Annotated in this window: 15 protein-coding genes; 4 read left to right on the top strand and 11 right to left on the bottom strand. The window is 50.8% G+C overall.

The genetic code is table 11. The features are described from left to right. Window positions 1-16 precede the first annotated feature (16 nt). The 4 genes from cobJ to cbiD are packed head-to-tail and all read left to right on the top strand — an operon-like array spanning window position 17 to window position 6396. The gene (gene cobJ, locus JZY04_RS03440) at window positions 17-1426 is read left to right on the top strand and encodes a precorrin-3B C(17)-methyltransferase (RefSeq protein ID WP_044300196.1); all 1410 of its coding nucleotides are present in this window, start codon (window positions 17-19) and stop codon (window positions 1424-1426) included. 32 nt (window positions 1427-1458) lie between these two features. Beyond that, window positions 1459-2697 carry a precorrin-6y C5,15-methyltransferase (decarboxylating) subunit CbiE gene (gene cbiE / locus JZY04_RS03435; protein ID WP_122142162.1) on the top strand — a complete coding sequence of 413 codons (1239 nt, stop codon included), beginning with the start codon at window positions 1459-1461 and terminating at the stop codon, window positions 2695-2697. Then, window positions 2694-4493 carry a precorrin-4 C(11)-methyltransferase gene (cobM, locus tag JZY04_RS03430; RefSeq protein WP_122142163.1) on the top strand — a complete coding sequence of 600 codons (1800 nt, stop codon included), beginning with the start codon at window positions 2694-2696 and terminating at the stop codon, window positions 4491-4493. The genes cbiE and cobM overlap by 4 nt, the downstream gene beginning before the upstream one ends. Before the next feature lies 1 nt (window position 4494). After that, entirely contained in the window at window positions 4495-6396 is a 1902-nt protein-coding gene (gene cbiD, locus JZY04_RS03425; protein WP_122142164.1) for a cobalt-precorrin-5B (C(1))-methyltransferase CbiD, read from the top strand. Between the two features lie 134 nt (window positions 6397-6530). Here the strand turns inward: cbiD and JZY04_RS03420 are convergent, their stop codons facing one another. The 11 genes from JZY04_RS03420 to JZY04_RS03370 form a co-directional block, all read right to left on the bottom strand. Next, complete coding sequence (locus JZY04_RS03420; protein ID WP_122142165.1) at window positions 6531-8090, bottom strand: ATP-binding protein; 1560 nt, start codon at window positions 8088-8090, stop codon at window positions 6531-6533. Window positions 8091-8300: 210 nt separating this feature from the next. After that, window positions 8301-9200 carry a DUF4906 domain-containing protein gene (locus tag JZY04_RS03415; RefSeq protein ID WP_122142166.1) on the bottom strand — a complete coding sequence of 300 codons (900 nt, stop codon included), beginning with the start codon at window positions 9198-9200 and terminating at the stop codon, window positions 8301-8303. Window positions 9201-9317: 117 nt separating this feature from the next. Continuing rightward, window positions 9318-10367 (bottom strand): BF2992 family fimbrillin-A clan protein, encoded by a 1050-nt coding sequence (locus JZY04_RS03410; protein ID WP_032531028.1) that lies wholly within the window; start codon window positions 10365-10367, stop codon window positions 9318-9320. Between the two features lie 14 nt (window positions 10368-10381). Continuing rightward, entirely contained in the window at window positions 10382-12496 is a 2115-nt protein-coding gene (locus JZY04_RS03405) for a fimbrillin family protein (RefSeq protein WP_122142167.1), read from the bottom strand. 111 nt (window positions 12497-12607) lie between these two features. Beyond that, window positions 12608-13633, bottom strand: coding sequence for a hypothetical protein (locus tag JZY04_RS03400; RefSeq protein WP_122142168.1), 1026 nt, complete (start codon window positions 13631-13633; stop codon window positions 12608-12610). Between the two features lie 35 nt (window positions 13634-13668). Next, window positions 13669-15222: an Mfa1 family fimbria major subunit gene (locus JZY04_RS03395; protein WP_122142207.1), complete on the bottom strand. Its 1554-nt coding sequence runs from the start codon at window positions 15220-15222 to the stop codon at window positions 13669-13671. Beyond that, on the bottom strand, window positions 15209-16261 hold the full coding sequence (locus JZY04_RS03390; protein ID WP_005806380.1) for a FimB/Mfa2 family fimbrial subunit: 1053 nt from the start codon (window positions 16259-16261) through the stop codon (window positions 15209-15211). The genes JZY04_RS03395 and JZY04_RS03390 overlap by 14 nt, the downstream gene beginning before the upstream one ends. 167 nt (window positions 16262-16428) lie before the next feature. Then, window positions 16429-18075 carry an Mfa1 family fimbria major subunit gene (locus JZY04_RS03385; protein ID WP_122142169.1) on the bottom strand — a complete coding sequence of 549 codons (1647 nt, stop codon included), beginning with the start codon at window positions 18073-18075 and terminating at the stop codon, window positions 16429-16431. Window positions 18076-18099: 24 nt separating this feature from the next. After that, window positions 18100-19500 (bottom strand): hypothetical protein, encoded by a 1401-nt coding sequence (locus JZY04_RS03380; RefSeq protein ID WP_122142170.1) that lies wholly within the window; start codon window positions 19498-19500, stop codon window positions 18100-18102. Window positions 19501-19508: 8 nt separating this feature from the next. Continuing rightward, on the bottom strand, window positions 19509-20066 hold the full coding sequence (locus tag JZY04_RS03375) for a DUF3575 domain-containing protein (protein ID WP_122142171.1): 558 nt from the start codon (window positions 20064-20066) through the stop codon (window positions 19509-19511). Window positions 20067-20101: 35 nt separating this feature from the next. Then, a complete protein-coding gene (locus JZY04_RS03370; protein WP_005806387.1) occupies window positions 20102-20476 on the bottom strand; it encodes a hypothetical protein in 375 nt (124 codons plus the stop codon). Window positions 20477-20645: the final 169 nt, after the last annotated feature.

Raw genomic sequence — 20645 nt, 5'->3', positions numbered from 1 at the left:
TCAAAACCGATAAATTATGAAACAACCCAAGATAATCGTAGCCGGCATCGGGCCGGGAAGTGAACAAGATATTACCCCTGCGGTACTCGCTGCCGTGAGTGAAGCAGACGTAGTGGTGGGATACAAGTATTATTTTCGTTTTATCCGTGACTTTGTCCGTCCGGATGCCGAATGTATCGACACCGGAATGAAGCGCGAACGGGTTCGTGCCGAACAAGCTTTCGAATACGCCGAACAAGGCAAAACAGTCTGCGTCATCAGTTCGGGCGATGCAGGTATCTATGGCATGACTCCCTTGATATATGAAATGAAACGCGAACGACAGAGCGATGTGGAAATCATCGCCTTGCCCGGAATCAGTGCTTTCCAAAAAGCTGCCTCCCTGCTGGGTGCTCCGGTAGGACACGATTTCTGCGTCATCTCCCTCTCCGACCTGATGACTCCGTGGGAACGCATCGAACGCCGTATCATCGCCGCCGCACAAGCCGATTTTGTAACTGCCGTCTACAACCCCAAAAGCGAAGGACGCTACTGGCAGCTATACCGCCTCCGGGAATTGTTTCTGCAGGAAGGGCGCTCGCCGGAGACTCCGGTGGGATATGTCCGCCAGGCAGGCAGAGATGAACAAGAAATACACGTAACGACTCTTTCCGCATTCGATCCGGAAGAAGTAGACATGTTCACGGTCATCATCATTGGTAATTCGCAAACCTACTCTTTCGGTGAAACGATGATTACTCCCCGCGGGTATTATCGTGAGACAAAAGAAGACGCAACCGGCATCGGACAGGATATTATGATACGCAGTTTCCGTACCATCGATGGAGAATTGAAAAACAAAAACATCCCGCTCGACCATAAATGGGCTTTGCTCCATGCCATCCACACAACGGCGGACTTTGATATGGAAAAACTACTCTACACCGACCCCGGTGCAGTGGCTTCACTTTATCATGCCATCGGTGAGGGAAAATTGAAAACGATTGTCACAGATGTGACCATGGCTGCATCCGGCATTCGCAAAGGTGCCTTGCAACGTCTGGGTGTCGAGGTAAAATGTTACCTGAATGATGAAAGGGTAGCAGAAATGGCTGCCTCTAAAGGCATCACCCGCACACAAGCCGGTATCCGCCTGGCCGTAGAAGAACACCCGGACGCTCTATTCGTATTTGGCAATGCTCCCACGGCACTCATGGAACTGTGCGACCTGATCCGCAAAGAAAAAGCGCAGCCGTCCGGCATCGTTGCCGCTCCCGTAGGTTTTGTCCACGTACAGGAGTCCAAGCACATGACCAAACCCTTCGTTCACATCCCCAAACTGATTGTAGAAGGCCGTAAAGGAGGCAGTAACCTGGCAGCCACACTGGTCAACGCTATCCTCTGTTATCCGGATGCCGAACAATTAAGACCAGGAAGAGACGTTTAAAAGGAGAGAAAACCCATTAGAAACTTAAAGACATGACAGATCACCATCATCCCACCCAATTCATTGTCATCGGTCTGGACGACAGCCCTGCTCCTTATCTCCCACCCTCGATACAGGTACTGATACGCGAGGGTAAGGTCTTTTCAGGGGGCTTGCGTCACCATGACATCATCTCCGCCTTCCTTCCCGAAGGGGCGGAATGGATCGATATCACTGTCCCTCTCGACGCGGTATTTGCCCGTTACGAGGCCTACGACCACATTGTTGTCTTCGCTTCGGGCGACCCGCTCTTTTTCGGATTCGCCAATACCATCCGCCGGCGTTTGCCCGAGGCGAGGATACAACTTTATCCTACCTTCAACTCCCTGCAAACACTGGCTCACCGATTAGTCATGCCTTATGACGACATGCGCACCGTATCCCTCACAGGGCGTCCCTGGCATGAATTTGACCGGGCACTGATAGAACGCACACCGAAAATGGGCATTCTCACCGACAGGGAACACACCCCTGCCGCTATAGCCCGACGTATGTTGGACTATGGCTACACTCATTATACGATGTACGTCGGCGAACATCTGGGCAACCCGGAACGGGAACGTATCCGCCGGCTGGAACTTCAAGAGGCGGCAGAACTGACCTTTGAATATCCCAACTGCCTGATTGTCCATCAGTACCCCGACACCTATACTCCCACCCACCCCGGAGCGCGTATAAGTCTCCCTCCACTCGGAATCCCCGATGAAGAGTTCGAACTGCTGGACGGGCGCACCAGGATGATCACCAAAGCTCCCATCCGTCTGCTTACACTCAGTACGCTGGAACTGAATCGCCGCGTCTCTTTCTGGGATGTCGGTTTCTGTACCGGCTCCGTATCCATCGAAGCCAAACTGCAATTCCCGCACCTGCACGTTACCTCCTTTGAGATCCGTCCCGAAGGACAAAGACTGATGGAGGTCAACAGCCGGCGTTTCGGCACTCCGGGCATCACCATCCTCATTGGTGATTTCCTTGAAGCCGACCTCGACACCATTTCCCACCCCGATGCCGTCTTTATCGGCGGGCATGGCGGACATCTGAAGGAGATGATTGCACGCATCTCCCATTACCTCCTTCCGGGAGGATGCATTGTCTTCAACTCCGTATCCGAAGAAAGCAAGTCGCTCTTTATCGAAGGGATAAGAGAAGCCGGACTCCGGCTCCTCAGCGGAACAAGAATTGCCGTCAATGAATACAACCCCATTGAAATACTCAAAGCCGAACAACAATGAAAACAGCTATTATCGTAATATCAGAAGCCAGCATATCCATGGCGAAAACCCTCAAGCAGGAACTACCTGAATCTGAAATTTTCTCTACCATCGCAAATGCCGACTGCCGGCATATCCCGGCCCTTCAGGAGGCAGTTCCACAACTGTTCCGCGACTCCGACGCACTTATCTTTATCGGGGCGATGGGCATTTGTGTGCGTGCCATCGCTCCCTGCATTGAAGATAAGAAGACAGATCCCGCCGTGCTATGCGTAGACAGTACGGGACGCTACGTCATTTCCGTACTCTCCGGACACGTCGGCGGTGCCAACGGACTCACCCAATATGTGGCAGGCATTCTGGGTGCCGAACCTGTCATCACCACCCGTAGCGACCGCACCGGACTCTGGGCACTCGACACCCTCGGAAAGAAATACGACTGGCAGGCAATCCCCAGCGAAAACAGCGACATGAACCACCTGATCTCCCTTTTCGTCGACTGTGCACCGACTGCCCTGTTACTCGATATTCGTGACGAAGGCACTGCCCAACTGGAACACACCTTGCCGTCACACGTAGATGTGTTCTATAACTTCAAGGACATAGATACCGGCAAATACCGCCTGTTGCTGCTCATCACTCCTTATTTGTATGAAACTTCCGGCATGCAAGCACTCTACTATGTACCCAAAGTGCTGCACATGGGTATGGGACTGGCACGCAACGCCGGCCCGAAGAATGCCGTCATCACCCGCCTGATGAACACATTACTGGAGGCAAACATCATACCTGCCGCCATTCGGACCATCTCCTCCATTGAAGAGAAAAAGCATGAAGAAGTACTGAAACTGCTTGCCGATGCTTATGAACTGCACTTGTACACAGCCAGCCAACTCAGCCAGGTAGATGTACCTACCCCAAGCGAGGTAGTCGATAAATACATGGGTACGCCCAGCGTATCCGAAGCCTCAGCCTTGCTGACAGCCGGAGGCGGCCCGCTGATTCTGCCGAAGCAGAAATGTGAGAACTTTACCGTTGCCATCGCCCTGGACAGCGCAGCCGTACGCCAAGGGCACATCGAAATTGTGGGAGCCGGTCCCGGCGATCCCGAACTGATTTCAGTACGCGGACGCCGTTTCCTTGAAGAAGCCGACCTGATTCTCTATGCCGGCAGCCTCGTCCCGCGCGAACTGACCGAATGTGCCAAAGCCGGAGCCACCATACGCAGTTCGGCGTCCATGACTCTTGAAGAACAGTTTGCCCTGATGAAAGAGTTTTACGACCGCGGACAGCTGGTAGTCCGCCTGCATACGGGCGATCCCTGCATCTATGGTGCTATCCAGGAACAGATGAACTTCTTCGACCGATACGGCATGCATTATCACATCACTCCGGGCATCTCGTCATTCCAGGCCGCGGCCGCGGCCTTACAATCACAGTTCACCATCCCCGAGAAAGTACAAACCATCATCCTCACCCGAGGCGAAGGACGCACGCCCATGCCCGAGAAAGAGAAACTCAACCTGCTGGCACGTTCGCAAAGCACCATGTGCATCTTCCTCAGTGCGGGTGTGATCGATCAGGTTCAACAGGAATTACTTGAACATTATCCTCCCACTACCCCCGTTGCCGCTTGTTATCATCTGACGTGGAAAGACGAACGCATCTATCGTGGCGAGCTGAAGGATCTGGCACAAATCGTAAAGGAGAACAACCTGACACTGACCACCATGATTGTCGTAGGCGACGCCATCGACAACCGTGAAGGATTATCACGCCTGTACTCACACCAATTTAAACATCTATTCCGTAAGTAAAATGATACTGATATTAGGAGGAACAACCGAAGGAAGGAAGGTCGTCGGCATTGCCGAAGAAGCCGGAAAACCTTATTACTATTCAACCAAAGGAGACGAACAGGAAATCAGCCTGCAACACGGAATACGGCTCACAGGTGCGCTGACCCAGACCACCATGAAAGCCTTTTGCCGAGAGAACGGTATCCGCCTGCTGGTGGATGCCGCCCATCCCTTTGCAGAACAACTGCACGCAACGGTCACCGCCGTTTCACAGGCGCTCGACATCCCTTGCATTCGGTACGAACGCATGTATGATGACCTGTTCAAGCTGTTTAATGAAGAGATGTACGATGAATATCCGCTCAAACTGAGGGAAAAGTACGAAGAACTGTCAGAGTTACTCAACGAAGAAGGTATACATCGGGTACTTGCCCTGACCGGGGTCCAGTCCATCCCCAAACTAAAACCCTTCTGGAAGAAAAAGGAAAGTGAGTGTTACTTCCGCATTCTCGACCGCGAAAGCTCCCGCGAGATAGTCCGGAAGGCAGGCTTTCCCGAAGACCGCCTGGTCTATTATACTCCCGGCAAAGAGAACCTGCCCGAACTCCTCCGGCAACTCTCTCCGGAAGTCGTTCTTCTGAAAGAAAGCGGCGTGTCCGGAGGATTCTCCGAGAAAGTGAACATCATTACCGAACAGGGAATCCGTCTTTATATCCTTCTTCGCCCTTCTCTGCCCCCGTATGACCAGACAGTGAATGGAGTGAATGGAATGCGCCGTGCCATCGAGCACTTTCTGCCCGACTTCCTGCCCCTGCGCAGCGGACTTACCACCGGGACATGCGCAACCGCAGCCGCCAACGCAGCTCTGCGGAAACTCCTGTCGCCCATACCCGGAAATATAATAAAAGATGTTTCCGTTTTGCTCCCCAACGGAGAAAAGATTGCCGTCCCTGTCCATTCCGTTACCGGCTCGTTCACTGACCGGCGCATGGAAGTCTCCTGCACTGTGATCAAAGACGGAGGCGATGATCCCGATGTCACGAACGGGCTACCCATTGTAGCTACCGTATCCATCGATATTTCTGAAGAAAAGCCGCACACCGGAGGTGAGCGGCAACAGGTTATACAAATCCACGGCGGACAGGGTGTCGGTACCGTCACCCTACCCGGATTGGGACTGGAAGTAGGCGGACCGGCCATCAACACCACTCCCCGGCAAATGATTACAGAAAATCTGCTGCACATCCTTGACAGACACACCCCCGTGCCCACTGCCCCCATACATGTCACCATCTCTGTCCCCGGAGGCGAAGAGGTTGCCGCTCGCACCTTCAATCCCCGCCTCGGTGTTGTAGGTGGCATTTCCATTATCGGCACCAGCGGTATTGTGAAGCCATTTTCTTCCGAAGCATTTGTCAATTCCATTCGTAAAGAAATGTCGGTAGCCCAGGCTACAGGTTCTCCCCGCATCGTCATCAATTCGGGTGCCAAGAGCGAAAAATACATCCGCAGCCTCTACCCTGAATTACCCTCACAGGCTTTCGTCCATTATGGTAACTTCATTGGTGAAACCATCCGGATCGCTGCCGAACTCGGCATCCGGCAACTCACGTTGGGGGTTATGATCGGTAAAGCCGTAAAGCTGGCAGAAGGACACCTCGACACGCATAGTAAAAAAGTAACGATGAATAAAGAATTCCTGAAAGAGATAGCCCGTCAGTCCGGGTGCAACACTGCCACTGTAACAGCCATCGAAGGCATCACGTTGGCACGGGAACTTTGGGAACTCCTGCCCGAAGCGGAACTTCAGACGTTTTGTTCATTACTGATCGAACAATGCCATCACCATTGCGACCCACTGTTGCCCAACGGAGAACTGACTATTCTGCTGATAACGGAAGAAGGGAAAGTGATTCGTTAAAGAAAAGAATAACCCACATACTATTTAGATAAGTCCGAAACTCACCACAGAGGGACACAGAGTAACACAGAGTGAATATTAAGTCATTATTAATAATCTGTGTAATCTGTGGTGAAAGAGACTTTTAACATCCCTTATTCTACCAGCCACCGATCCAAATTCCTTTTTTCGGCACTGAACTCCACCCCAACTTTCACGAGTTTTCTTCCATCCATCAGATAAGGAATCAGATATCCTTTATCATCTATTTGTTGCAAAGCCCGCTCGGCCGTTCCGTTTAGTTTAAATTCAAAGACATAAATATAATCAGCTGTTTTAACCACAGCATCCGCACGCCCTTTGGCACTTCTGACTTCTGCTTGGGTAAACTGCCCCATCAATTTAAAAACCAAATAAAAAACAACCTGATAATGACGTTCGGTGGCGGCATTGAGTTCATAAGGAAAATCGGCAAAAAAAGCTCGCAAGCGTGTAAGGAAAGCATCCACTTCACCTTTCCGTAACTCTTGTACAAATCTTCCGATATAAAAATTCTGTTCTTCCTCAGCTACAGGAGTATAATAAGATACAAGAAAATTCAGAAAACCGTACTTAACCTCCTCATTAGGGAAAACTAACCGGTAAAGCTCAAACTCTTTATCATATCCCTTAATCGTCAGATAACCGCTTTGATAAATCAATGCTATCGGATTATTAACTTCGATCCGATATTCCATAAATGATGAAGCGGCTACTTCCACCCCATCTATCAATGTACGCAGATCGTAATCACTTTTCTGCAAAAGTTTGACCAGGAAAGTGGGCGTACCCGTCTGAAACCAATAATTGCCAAATTCAAGTCTACTGAATGAACTAAGTACACTAAATGGATTGAATACTCCTTCTCCTTTAGGATGAAAATGATAACCGTCATACTTCCGGGCCATCATTTCAATAGCCTCTTCCGGAGTCATATCATTTGCTTCTGCCAGTTGTTTAAGTTCGGGTACAAAAGTTGTCGTAAGCTCTTCTCGCGTAATTCCACATACAGTAGAGTACGCAAAATCAAGGCTGATATCGTTCAGCTGGTTTAAATCACTAAATACACTGACTTGTGCGAACTTTGTTACTCCGGTCAGGAAAACAAAACGCAGATAGCGGTCAGCGCTCTTCAATACTCCATAAAACGCTTTTAAAGTATTACGATATTCATCCAGCAATTCCCCATTGTCCAATGCCTGCAAGAGAGGCTTGTCATATTCGTCAATCAGCACGACTACTCCACGACCGGTAAGTTCGGATGCACGACGGATCACACCGATAAAACGTTGTGACAAGGTCTCTTCATCCACCCCATGTCCGTACTTTAACTCCCACTGCGTCAACTGGCTACTCAATATCGCATGTAACGCCTGAAGCGAATCGTATTTTTCGGCATTTAGATCCAGATGCAACACTGGATACTCTTTCCACTCCGTCTCCAGCTTCTCTATGGCAAGTCCTCCAAACAGTTCTTTCTTTCCTTTGAAATATGCTTCGAAAGTAGAAAGCAACAGACTCTTACCAAATCGACGAGGACGACTCAGAAAATACGGAATACTGGTGGAAGCTATTTTCCACAATAGTGCTGTTTTATCTACATACAGATATCCTCCCTCACGGAGTTTCTCAAATGTCTGTATCCCTATCGGAAATTTACGGTCTAAGTCGATCATTTTTCCTCTATTTTAAAGGTTCATGCAAATATACAAATATAGATTAATATAATATGGGAATATGGGAATATTACTTTATAGGAATATAAGAATCTATATAAACCGAGCAAGTCCACCTTTCCCCACCGGGAAAGCATGGACCTGCAACAAACAAAACAAGCAAGGGGAAACGTCTGTCACAGATAGCTTCCACACGATTAAGATATATGATTACTCTAAAATGATATTGAATGTATAGTTATTGTTTCGGCGGAGAGAATAGTCATTGATATCACTCCTGCCCAGATCAATGTTTTTTGTATACTCAGTCCCCCCTTTCGTTGCTTTTATTTGGAGTTGCGTGCGTTCATTCTGGTCTGTTCCTGTGGTTACATTCTCCGCCATATAATAATAACGATAAGAAGAAGTTGTTCCCAATGTTCCGGCAGTGATCACCTCTTCCGTATAATCACCGCTTTCCGGTGCCAGATACGTATCCGAAGGGAATAGATAACCTTTGGTCTGCGCCCGCTTCAATTGAATTTTCACGTTGCTGAATACTCCTGCCGTCTTGGCCGAAACAGCTATGTTGAGCCTGCATACCAGACGTCCCAATACCACATTCACAGCGGTGGTTCCGGTAGTAATCTCTCCTTCATAATAGCCGAAAAGACATACATTCCGGTCAGCACTCCGTTCTTTCATCCAGCCCATATCTACCACCAGACTTTTGAAACCATTCAGGTTATCTGGCCACGCGGGAGTCTCCGCATCCGTCAGATTGCCTACTATGCAAAGGGTACTGCGCCCGGTCCTCAGTGTGACTCCTTCAAGCGTTGTATTGAGCACCGGTGTGGTCAGCACTATCCGTTCACTGCCGATCAGGATGCCTTCACGGTCAAACTGCAGAATCCACAAATTACCAATCAGGTTTTCATAATCGGGCGCCATCGGCTGCTCCGCACGGGTAACCGCATCATTGGTAAAAGAAGCGGCAGTGAGCCCAACCGACACTTTTACCACGTCCTCTTCCTGATCCATCGGTTCATGGGATATGCAGGCACCCAACGTAAGCAGACAAACACTAAAAACGATATATCCAAATCTTTTCATGGGACTATTATTAAGTATTACTCTAATTTGTTCATTTCACCACAGATTACACAGATTAACACAGAACTTTTAATCGTAGATATCAACGAGATAAATTATAAATCTGTGTTAATCTGTGTAATCTGTGGTGAGCTCTTATGTATCCATTTCCACATTTTCCGTCCACGAACGGTTTTGCCAGGTCAGCACAGTCACCCCGTTACTGATCTTCACCGTAGCGGTATAGTTATACGAATGTCCTGCTGTCAGATACAAACCGGTCAGCAACATCTGATACTGAGTGGGGTTACCATTCACTTTCAGATTCAGCAACACGCTGATAGAGTGCGAACGTGCATCTGTGGGCAATATGCCGGTATGTGCCATCAGGCTGTTATCAGCATTTTGGGTGGCTTGTGTGATACGTACCGATGCACTCTGGTCGCCCACTTTCACGGGCAGCACCTCTCCATTCACCCAGTCAAAACTGGTTGTATTGTCCAGTGGTTGCTGTATGCCACTGATTTCAATTCCTTCGGCAAGCATCTCCAAGGAGTGTACACCCTCACCCGCTTTGACAGTAAACTGCATCCGTGCCGTCTGGTTGATGATGGGGGGCAGATACAGGGTCTGAACATTGTTCAATGTACCCCCTTCATCAATTTTCGTAATGGTCACCGCCGTCATGGCTGTTTGCGTATACCGGTCGTCGGTCGCAAGCAGATATTCTCCATTACCGATATTGACAAAACCCTTTGAGTTTAAGGCCTTGGCAGGTGACAGGATTCTGAAGTAATAAGTACCCGCCTTCATATAAAGAGGAGTGCTGCTTGAAGATATTACCGTCCCGTCGTCGTCTACTTCGCAGGGATAAAGCAAACTGCTGCCTGACGTACCGGCGTTACGTACCAGATAGGCTTTGGAATACTCTTCCATTAAGTTCTTGGTATTATCATATACCACCAGTCGTATCGTACTCCCGTCTTCCAGCAGATAAATCGGTTTATCCTGCAATGTTTCACTATCCTGTGCCGTTGCACGGGTACGGACCGAAGGAAGCATAGAAGCGTAATATCCACCGGCAATGGGATTCACCTGTACCAGTTCCTCCGTATTCTCCTCTTCGGGAGAGGCAGGGACACATGCCGTACAGAGCAGAACCATGATTACATACAACCAACTTTTGAAGACAATCATTCTTTTCATACTTACTCTCCATTTCATTTTGAAGTGACATCCCTCACACAACGGATAGAAACGCCGGCAGCCCTGTTCGTAGAGTATACCGCAAAGTAACGACGGCCGGTATTGCCTATATATTTAAAAGAAGCAGCATACATATAAGCACCGTTAGGGGTCGATGTTGCATACACTACCTCAGCACCGGCATTATACAGTGCCGCTTGATCAGGATAAATATAACCGGAAACAGGCAGATTGATAAAATCACTGGGATGCTTCCAGTCATAATCCGTATTACAGGTACTTATATTCAGGTCGGCATCTTTATCACATGGAAACCTCGAGATTGTAACATAGGCGCGATAGCGTGTTCCATAATCCGTTACAGACTGCCCGTCTCCAACCATCCCCACTGTCCACATCAGGCGGTAAGCTTGTGGAGTTCCCTGATACTTAATTGCATAAATGACTCCATACGATGCACCACTTGCCCGTTGGCATACATAAACTGTTCGGGCACCTGCCTCCGGGTCATTCGAAGCAACTTCCCTCCAGGACGTCCCGCTATGGTTTGCAAATGTCAAGTCGCCATATCTCTCTGCCGTAGGCATAATTCCATCAAAATCCGCCTTAGTAGGCACGCGCCAGCCCGTCGGACAAGGGTCATTCTTTGTGTTCTTCCAATAAGTAGAACTGGTAGCGGCAGTATAATCCCAATCACCGCCGACCCTAACGTAACTAAATGTCTTACCGACATCTCCCGGATTAAGCGCTAAGGTCTCCACCGCCGTAGGCCGCCCGATAGGAGCATCGCTCTCATGTCCCACTATCTGTGGGTAAGGTTTTGCACCCCCGTCTCTATCAACCATACTTTTAGGTCTTTGACGCGTCACTCCGTCACTTCCCCTATAGTTTACTGTTTTAGGCAGATAATATGGAATACTTCTTCCCATCTGATACACATATCCTCTGGCTCCTTCCCATCCCTCGGCGGTTGTCATATCCGCACTGGTAGCTCCGAGATTCCGGTCCATCCACATCAAGCCGTTAAAAGTCAGGGGTTGCCCCAGATATTGCGAATCATCATCATGTTCGATCCAATCGTACCGGCGGGGAATAATTGTAATAATCTGTACATCACTGTTAGTGATCGTAATGGTGAGTGTATACTCGTAATTGGGCAGGAAGCGGAAAGGCTCCGTCACGGTTTGACCACTTTCATCTTTCTGAACGATCCCGTCATCTCCCATAACCGGAACACGAATTTCATACGTATCCGTTCGATCTCCACTGTTCGTTCCCGTCGTAGCTACATTTATTTTAAGTCCCTCCGTAGCCGTGGTTAGAGTCGGGAATATCAGGCATTCGGCAGCCGCACTGCCCGATTGCCCGTCTATAGTTACAGACTGCACACTTTCCGTCACAGCTTGAGAGAATCCGCTGCCCAGAACCGCACGGTCACTTTTCCCTCCCGTATGGCTGTATTCTCCGGTCGAAAGCAAGAGCGCTCCTTCGCTATAATCACCGACAGAGATACCCTGCAACCGGATATCTTGCAATACATCCGTATCCGTTGAACCGCTTTCCGGCTTTTGCTTCACCACCTCAAACTTCAACTTAGACAAAGTATGCTTGAAGGGTAAGGTAATCACCCCCGAGTTGATACCCGATTGTCCTGTCAGCACAGCACGGCGCAAGTCGGGCAGTGCTCCTCCGGCAGAGGAAGTGACGTTGCAAACAGGTACGCCATCTGCTTCGGAACCGCATACCGGCAGAGTCGTATTACCGTATGTCAGTGCATAAAAGTCGAGGATTCGGCCTTCAAAACGGTCTTCGTCAGTATCTGTACTCAGATATTCTATCTGATGTGTGCCGTCCGCATCCACGACCTCCGTGCCCTCCTGCCCATTCATCGTAGAGAGTCTGCCGCTCCACGAACTCCCTATAAGTCCGTATAGCCGGTATTTAGTGCCGACTGTGAAATGATTCACCGACACATCTCCCGCACGGGTGATGGCCTGCTCTTCACTCGAGGAGAGTGTAAAGCTGTCACCACCCTGCGCAGGTATGTGTTCCTCTTCGGGAGTGCAGCCGGTAACCAGTGCAGCAGTCACGGCTACGGTTGAAAGAAAGAATCGTATTATTGTTTTCATATATTCAGCTCTTTTTATTTAGATTCACCACAGAGGACACAGAGGGCACAGAGTTAGAGTATTTAAGTTTACAGCCCCTCCCCTGTTCATCGTTCCCTGTTCACCGTTCATCTATGTACTTGGAACCGGTTCAGGAACCACCACGGGAATGGTCATTTTTCCTCCATCCCCCCACTCTTTCTCTTCGCCTTCCAGCGTAAAAGAGTCGATATCAAAATTGAGAGTGGTTCCATACGACTCTCCGGCTTGCAACTGAGTTACCGGGGCTCCGGATTGATCCATGAAATTCAGGTTGCCATCCAAAACAGGAAAGCTTGCCTTTCGCGCTCCTGTCGTAAAATTTACATCCTTGGCCACATCCGCTGTCAACGTAAGCCCCGGTGTACCCAAAGAGGAAATATCGGTCAGCAAGTCGTTCGTCGCACAGGGTATCAGATAGAATACCGCAATCTGCGTATCTTCCGTACTCAATATCTGACCGGGATGATCGATAACCAAATCGGCGGAAGCCGGAGCCCCTACATAGTGTTTCACCCCCGTATCCCATTTCACCCCTCCGCACACTAACCGTGAGGGTACTGTCAACTTGAGGTTCTTGACATACAGCTTACCGACCGTGTTGTCCGTACGCCTTGCCTTGAGCACGATGCGTACAGTAGCATGCGCGAACTCCAACGCCCGTCCGAAAGGTTGCTTCCTGCTGCCCGTAACTCCATTCGGAGTAACCAGCACATCGGTCAGCCCTGCTCCCGAAGACGGTAACGAATAGGTGCCGTGACCATCTGCCGTAGTCATGACCGAAGGGCAAAGTCCCATCACCACCACCCGGGAGTTATCAGCCGGATAATCCGCTTCCGTATTATAGGGTGCATCGGCGTAATCACCGATCCCTCCTGCCGGAGTGGAGATTTTATAAGGAGAGCCCAATGTCCCCGCACTGAAATCCGTCTCTTTCCAGAACAGCAGTAACGGAGTGCTTTCGCTGCCTGCCACCCCATCCGTACGGGTGAGAGCTACCTCCATGGGTATCTCCTGTTCGTACTCTCCTTCTCCGGATGCACACGAGGCAGACAGCAGACACAGGCAAAGCAGCAGGCATGCCCGGCAGAATCCACTCTTTTTTTCTTCTTTATTCATAGTTGTATGCTTTCTTTTTCACCACATTTTCCTTTCTACGTCGGCCTGACTATAATTGTATTACCCGAACTCGTCACCCAGTCCGTTACTTTCATCGTGGCACGCATCGGTTGCGGCAAAGCGGCCGAAGGCAGACTAAACCGGGTAATACGCAGCAGATAATAACGGTTGCGCAAAATGCCGGAATCCGTACTGAAAGCGATTGTGCCGTCGGTAGCAATTGTGCCGTCTATATAAGTGTAATAATAACCGATCCCGCCTTCGTAAGCGGTAAAATCAGTACGTTTCAGGGTACCCGCACCGATGGCGGCCTTCATGCCCGCATAGCTGTAATAGTCACTCCCGTTGGTAAAGTAAGTGCCTGCCGCATGTGCTTCCGCCTCGGCAGGTGTCGTCGTTGCGGGCAAGTAAGTAGCGGCATCGACGGGAGATGTCAGGGTTTGCGTGGTTCCGGCCCCGGTAATAATCTGTTTGGGGACAAACTTCGCCGCTACCAGCAGATGGGTAGCCACCAGGCGGGGAATCTCCGCTTGGGTTGAACTGAGCGTTCCTGTCAGATCCAGCCCACCTTCAAGAGAGGCGGTAGAAGTGGCAGTCGTGTTCTCCGGACAATACAGTCCACCGGTATAAGCGCCGCTTGTCGAGGGGACAGTGGCCGTAGCATTGTACCGGGGGGCGTCATACGCTTCCGGAGCGCTACCTTCTGCCCAGACACTGCCCAAGGTACGGTAAGCGAATTGCTGTTCAGGCACATCGGGTGCCGACACATAATTGCCGCCACCATCTTTTACCACATACGGGTCTACTTCATAATTAGGATCTTTCCCATCCGAAGGCGCATTCAGATACACCTTCCGGTTCACCGTATTGAGGGCATACCGCACTTCCGACAAACGAATCCAGCCCGGAGCATCCGCCGGACGAGCCGCATAATCGGACATCCGTACATACGCCCCTCCGTCGTCCGTATAGGTATCGCACACCAGCAGTACTTTAGCCACCAACCTTTCGAGCGCGACAGGCGAGGCCGTAAGATCTATATTCACATCGGTACCCGCACTGACCGTTACGGCATCGGCGGCTTTTCCGGTCATGGCAATGCCCTCCGCCTGACGGGCAAACTGTCCGATCACTTCGTCATATCCGTCTCCGGCAGCGGTATACAATCCCAGGCCTCCCGCCTGCCCGCAAATGGCATGCACCTGGCCGGGCAACAGATTGGCACCCACATAGACCTTCTTCCGTCCGGGAGCAGTCGGTATGCGGGCCTGATACACGTCCGTCGCACCACTTGTCGCGCCGTAAACCACTTCGTACTGCACATCATTCCAATCTTCGTTTCCGCTCCCGTCGACCGATACCAGAAAAACGGCGACAGAAGAGATCTTCTCCTCAACTGCTTCGCCCGCCGATACGGCCGCCCGGGTACTTGCTCCCGCCACCCGCACCGAGAAACGGACACACGCCGTCACCCGATCCGTCCCTGCCGGAGTGCCCGGCATATCGGTATCGTCGGAGCATCCACATGCCAGCAGGCAGAGCAGAAACCGAAAAAACAAGATAAATATGCTGCCTTTACAGTTGTGCATCATTCAGTCTGATAATCCATCCGTTAATGTTCAGCGCCTCCAGCCTTCCCATCGGGGTAAGGTAGAAAATCACGTTGAACTGATCTTCGTAATCAAGGTAATCCTGGTCGCTGAGCTCCACACCGCTGCTCTCTTCAAACAAAGGACGCGTCATCAGCAGATAATGCGTCAGGTCGACGTCCACTACTTTCTGTCCCGAGGTGCGGTCCGTCACCACCAGACGGGCCTCCTGCCCTGCCAGTAGGCGCAATGTATTCAAGCGGGCACGTGCCAGGCTGACTTCTCCCGTACGGGTGGCCGCCGGTTCCGTTTCGGACGCGGACTCCGTATGGTAGGCGGCATAAGTCACCCGGTTGCCCGTTATTATCTCGTTATCGGCATTCAGGTGACCGTTATCCGCCAACAGGGTAAAGTCATAATCATCGGCATCCAGCCCCTCGCCCGAAGTGTCGTGCAGGGTGATGATGAACCGGTTGCTGTCCTTCAGCATCGGCACACTGACCGATGTCAGTTCCGAAGGCTGTATCCGGCTCAACCGGACATGCCCATACCACAGGTGTCCCAGTTCGTCATCCTGACGTCCGTCCCCGTCACGTTCCAGCCAGAGGACCAACTCGTCACGGGTCGAACTGCCCGGTGTGAGCTGCGGTATCCGGTAATGCCGGTTGTCCCCTCCCGCCCAGAACACCAGTTCGTAAACATCTCCGTCTTTATACTCCAGTGGCAGGGTAATGATAGATCCGTTTTCAGTCAGCGATTGCCTGTTTTCAGTGTGCAGGCAGACAAACTGTCCCTGTGCGTCGAACACGTAGAGGGACAATGTGTCAATCTCGTCGGTGATGATGCCTATCCCGCTACCGGGCTGTATCTGTGCATGCAATGCAGGCTGAAGACGAATACGAAAACCACTGGGACAGTCGCCGCGATCGTCCTTGGTCCACGAGCAGGCGGATAAGCCCGCCAACAGGCAAAACCATAAGAACGGCAGAAGCCGACTGCCGGAATGGGAGAAACAGGAGGTCTGAAAGTTATCGGACATGGTTGGGAAAATTTTATGATTGAACAGGGGGGGCACCACAGAGGACACAGAGTTTTAAGCTCTTGTTTATAGGGTATTGAAGAGAAAAATATGTTCTCTGTGCCCTCTGTGTACTCTGTGGTGAAAACCTATCTCAAAGCAATTACTTTATAACAGAAAACAGTGGGTTAACGTCCCAATACGGCACTATTCGTGCGTACTGTCCAGGGTTTGATACTTAACTTCACATTCAGCAATACGGTAGTCGGATCATCGGTTTCGGTATCGGTGATGATATCTTCGGTTACACCGTCTTTGCCCACACCTTGAATACCAGTGACAGTTACTTTATAGACATTGTTGCGGACAATGCCGAACTCCATCACGTCTTCTGCCACATCGTCCGAAGGGATGTGCTTGATCCAATACGGATAATAACAAACGAACTTGCCATCGGCACTCCCTTTTTTGAAGCACTGGACGTCGTTCTTCTTCAGGTCAGCAGGGGCACCACTGACAGAGCTGGAAGTAGTTCCGTCCGCCAGCAATACGCCGGCTTCCTTCAGTGCTGCAATATCCTTGTAAAAGATGCCGGAATGATAGAAGATTTCAGACATGCTGGTAAATGTGGAGTTCTCTTCCACACCACCACTACCAGCCTTTTTTTGCATCATTTTACTCGGAGCTATTTCCGCTTTAAATACGATACCGGTTGTATATCCATTCTTCTGTTTATCCTTCAGCATCGTGTTTTCATAGCAGTAAGCGGCGACTTTGGTTTCTGCCGCAGCGGAAGAATAACCCGGCATAGCCGTATAAGTTCCCCCAAAAGAACCGAAGGACAACAAACCGAATGCGCCTGATCCTTGCAGATACCAGTCGGCATAGCTACCGTCTAAAGCACCGGTGTAAGTTTTACTATACGTTTTCGGATCTACCACATACGGCAATGAAGTGGTTGAGTTACCATAATTATCCACGGTCAAAGGACTCGTTGCAGAGCCTTCTTTATCCACATGACGGAAATAATATCCCTCTTTCCGTGCGTTGACTACATAATAGCCTTTCAGGGTGATATTCGTAATATTGCCGATAGCAGTCACTGTGGTAGAAAAGCTGGTATACACATTAGCGGCAGAAGCCACATTGGCTCCTCCCGCCGTCACCGTAATCTTTCCCATCATACGCTCTACCGTTGCCGCAATGGTTTGTTCCGGATCTTTGGTGATCGTCTGGGCAATATAAGGAAGAGTATTCGTTTTATCATTGTTGGGAGAACGGCTCGCCATCACCAGTCCGGCCTCCGGCACAGCGGCTATCACGCCCGTAGCGTCAGCCGTTGTCTTTGCAAGGAAATCGGCTTCGGTCAAGCTATTCTTGCTGCCGTCAGTCACTCCATTGACCGTACCGTTCACCACAATGTAAATACGATAGTCTCCCGGTGTCAAGGCTGTTTTCTTACTGGTCCATACAATCGTTTTAGCGTCGGCAGTGCTGGCTGTCATTTGTGTAAACTGGTTGATGGAAATAATCTCTTTCAACTTAGCGCTACCAAAGCTACTACCCGTTCCTCCCGGAAACAAATACAGGTTGGCGGTCTTCACTTTGTATTCATCCTCCGAACCGACTTCAGTAGTGTTATCGTCAGTATCTGCCGTCGTACCGGCTCTTGTTTCCGCCACGCCGTTCGGCACGGCAATGGTCACTGTGGTATAAGCTCTCGCTTCTTCCGGATTCTCTCCGCCCGGGATGTCCGTATCGTCGGAACAGGCGGACCAGGTTGTCAGCAGCAAAGCAGCCAACCCCATCATACTCATGTACTTTAGTCTTTTCATTTCTTTTTATATTATGTGATACACTTATTGCGTTATACCGGTTGTCGCGGCCCGTTGTTCCGCATTCATCTTTTTAAGGTTTTCTTCCGCCTCCCGGTTTCCGGCTTTCGCCGCTCTGTGCAGCCATATCCCGGCCTCTTTGTCGTCTCCGCACAACAGATGGCATACTCCCCGTACGTTCCACGAACGTTCGTCCGCCTCTACTGTTTTCAGCAGCCGGAATGCTTCTTCATAATCCCGCACCCGAATGGCGGCTATCGCACGGTTCACCGTATCCGCCACACTGTCAGGACGGTTGGCATACTCCACACGGATGTAGCAGGCATCGCGCAACTGCGGATAGAGCACATCCAGCACCGAACGATACGGACGCCCTCCCGCCAGAGCTTTCAGCCTGTCGTTCCGTTCTTCCTCCGGATGGCTGCGGAGAATGGCAAGCACCTCCTCTTTATACGTCATGTCGCTTTCATTTACCAGTTCGGCCAGCCTGCCCCAGTCTACTCCCCCGGCATTCAGTTCAAACAACGATACAGGCAGGTTCATACGGACCGAGAGAGCATGTCGCAAAGCCTCGGCACGTTTCGCCGACAACTTCCGGTTCAGCTCCGTCGCTCCTTCGGGCGAAGCATATCCGGTGATCGAGATACCTTGCAGGGATGCGCAACTGTCCGCACGCAGCAATCCGATGGCTTCCGTTATCCGGCGCAGGTTTCCGGCATTGGCCGAGTATAGTGTATCCACCACTGCCGACGCCGCACGGAAACGAATACCGATGCCGCTTTCACGCAGGGGACGGCTACCTGCCTCACACAAGAACGGATAGTCAGCCGCATGTTCCGCTACCGACCGGCTCACCTGCGGAGCAACCTCACAAACCGAGGGACGATAGGGCAAAGCCACCGGAAAAGCACCGGAGGAAACGACGCTCCCCACCGTCTGTACCCGGCAGCAACCTTCCCGGTCGATGTCGAGCCGCAGGTTCAAACCACTCTCCATCCACGGAGCATAGCGCAGCGTATCGGTATACAAGAAGGTATCTCCATTGCGGGCGGTCAGCCGATGCCCCGCCTCACCGGCACTGCCTTTCAAGAGACGTTGTTGCCTCGCCCTGCGTGCCATGATGCGCCCCGTCACCACAAACGGGCTGAGCAACACACTATCCGAGGCATTGCCCAGACAAGGGGTAATCACCCAGCGGTGACGGGCACGCACTGCGCGGGGGGCTATCTTTATGGCAAACGAGACATATACCTGTCCACCCGCACGCTGCATTCGGACAGCAGTAAGGGCCACTCCTCCGGACGGCCCCGCCGCACGGGCAGACGGCATGCCGGAACACAGGGCAAAGGCCGCCAGGCAACAGGCTGACGCCAAAGCCTTCCGAAAGCATATTCTTAAACGGGTCGATCGTATCTTCTCTTTCATAAAACTTTTCATTTTAGCATATAAATCAAGCTGATGCCCACACGGGTCGGTGCCAGGAAGTTTTTCTTATCCGCTCCCCGATATTCGCCACAGGCAGGGCAATTAAAGCGTTTGTACTCGGCATGTACCCATCCCGCGCCTACGGTAGCCTCCAGATTCCAGCGTTTGCCCAGCACCCACGAGTAACCGTATGAAAACCCTGCCATCACCGCCCACCCCTCGTAGCGGGAAGAGGCCGAATGGGAGACAAAAGGCAGACGCACCCGGCTCAGGTTGTACTCTCCCCCTCCGGCATGCACGCCCAGAAAATGCCCGTAGAACGATTGGCAAAGCCAGTAGCGTGCCTCCCCCTGTGCCATCCAGAATTTCCACTTCCGGTTGTTCTCAAAGCTCCACGGACAGGCGCTTCCCGAAACATCGAGTGTCCATCGGGAGGCCAACGCCCACTCGGCGGCAAGCGAAGGAGCGGTCGCGACATCGTGCAGCAAATTAGTTTTAACTGCTGCCCTTTGTGCCAGCACGTTGCCCGAAACAAGCAAAAGCAATATGAATAGTTGTTTTTTCATTCTATTAGTTTATCTGAAACAAACCGGCAATCCGTTCATAAATCGGTCAGAGGTATCTCCGACAGGTAGACGCGGGTCATCTGGTTGATGATCCCTAACTTATGCGCAGCATGGTGATAGCGTGCGTACATTTTCTCACAATCCGGTTGATTGCAATTCAGATGTTGGTCCGTGGCTTCCATTACATGGAGCAGGGAAATTTGGAAGAGGGGACGGGTCAGCTCATAGATTTCCGGAGTGACATCACCGGCATGATCCGCCTTGACACGTATCAGCCCTGCGGATTCCAATTGCCCCAGAAGTTCGTCAAGAGGCTTACAACTACATTCTAATTCCTGGAAGTTTACTGTTTCCTGAAGGGAAATATGACGCAAGACAGATATGGCTGTCAAAGTTAACGGCGTAAGCATAAGCTATTTTGTTTTGTTGTGTGATCGTCCGTTACTTTGTAGGTAACGGCAATTAACATAAAATAGATTCGGATAGCGTTCCTGACAGAACACTGAGATTTAAATAACGTGAGTTCGACATAAAATCAAAAGATAGTAAGTTGCCCGTCATTGATAAAGTTCACTTCAA

Source organism: Bacteroides sp. 11BF (assembly GCF_019633765.1).
Classification (GTDB): domain Bacteria; phylum Bacteroidota; class Bacteroidia; order Bacteroidales; family Bacteroidaceae; genus Bacteroides; species Bacteroides hominis.
The sequence above is the reverse complement of the archived record's forward strand: the minus strand, read 5'-3'. Positions and strand labels throughout refer to the sequence as shown.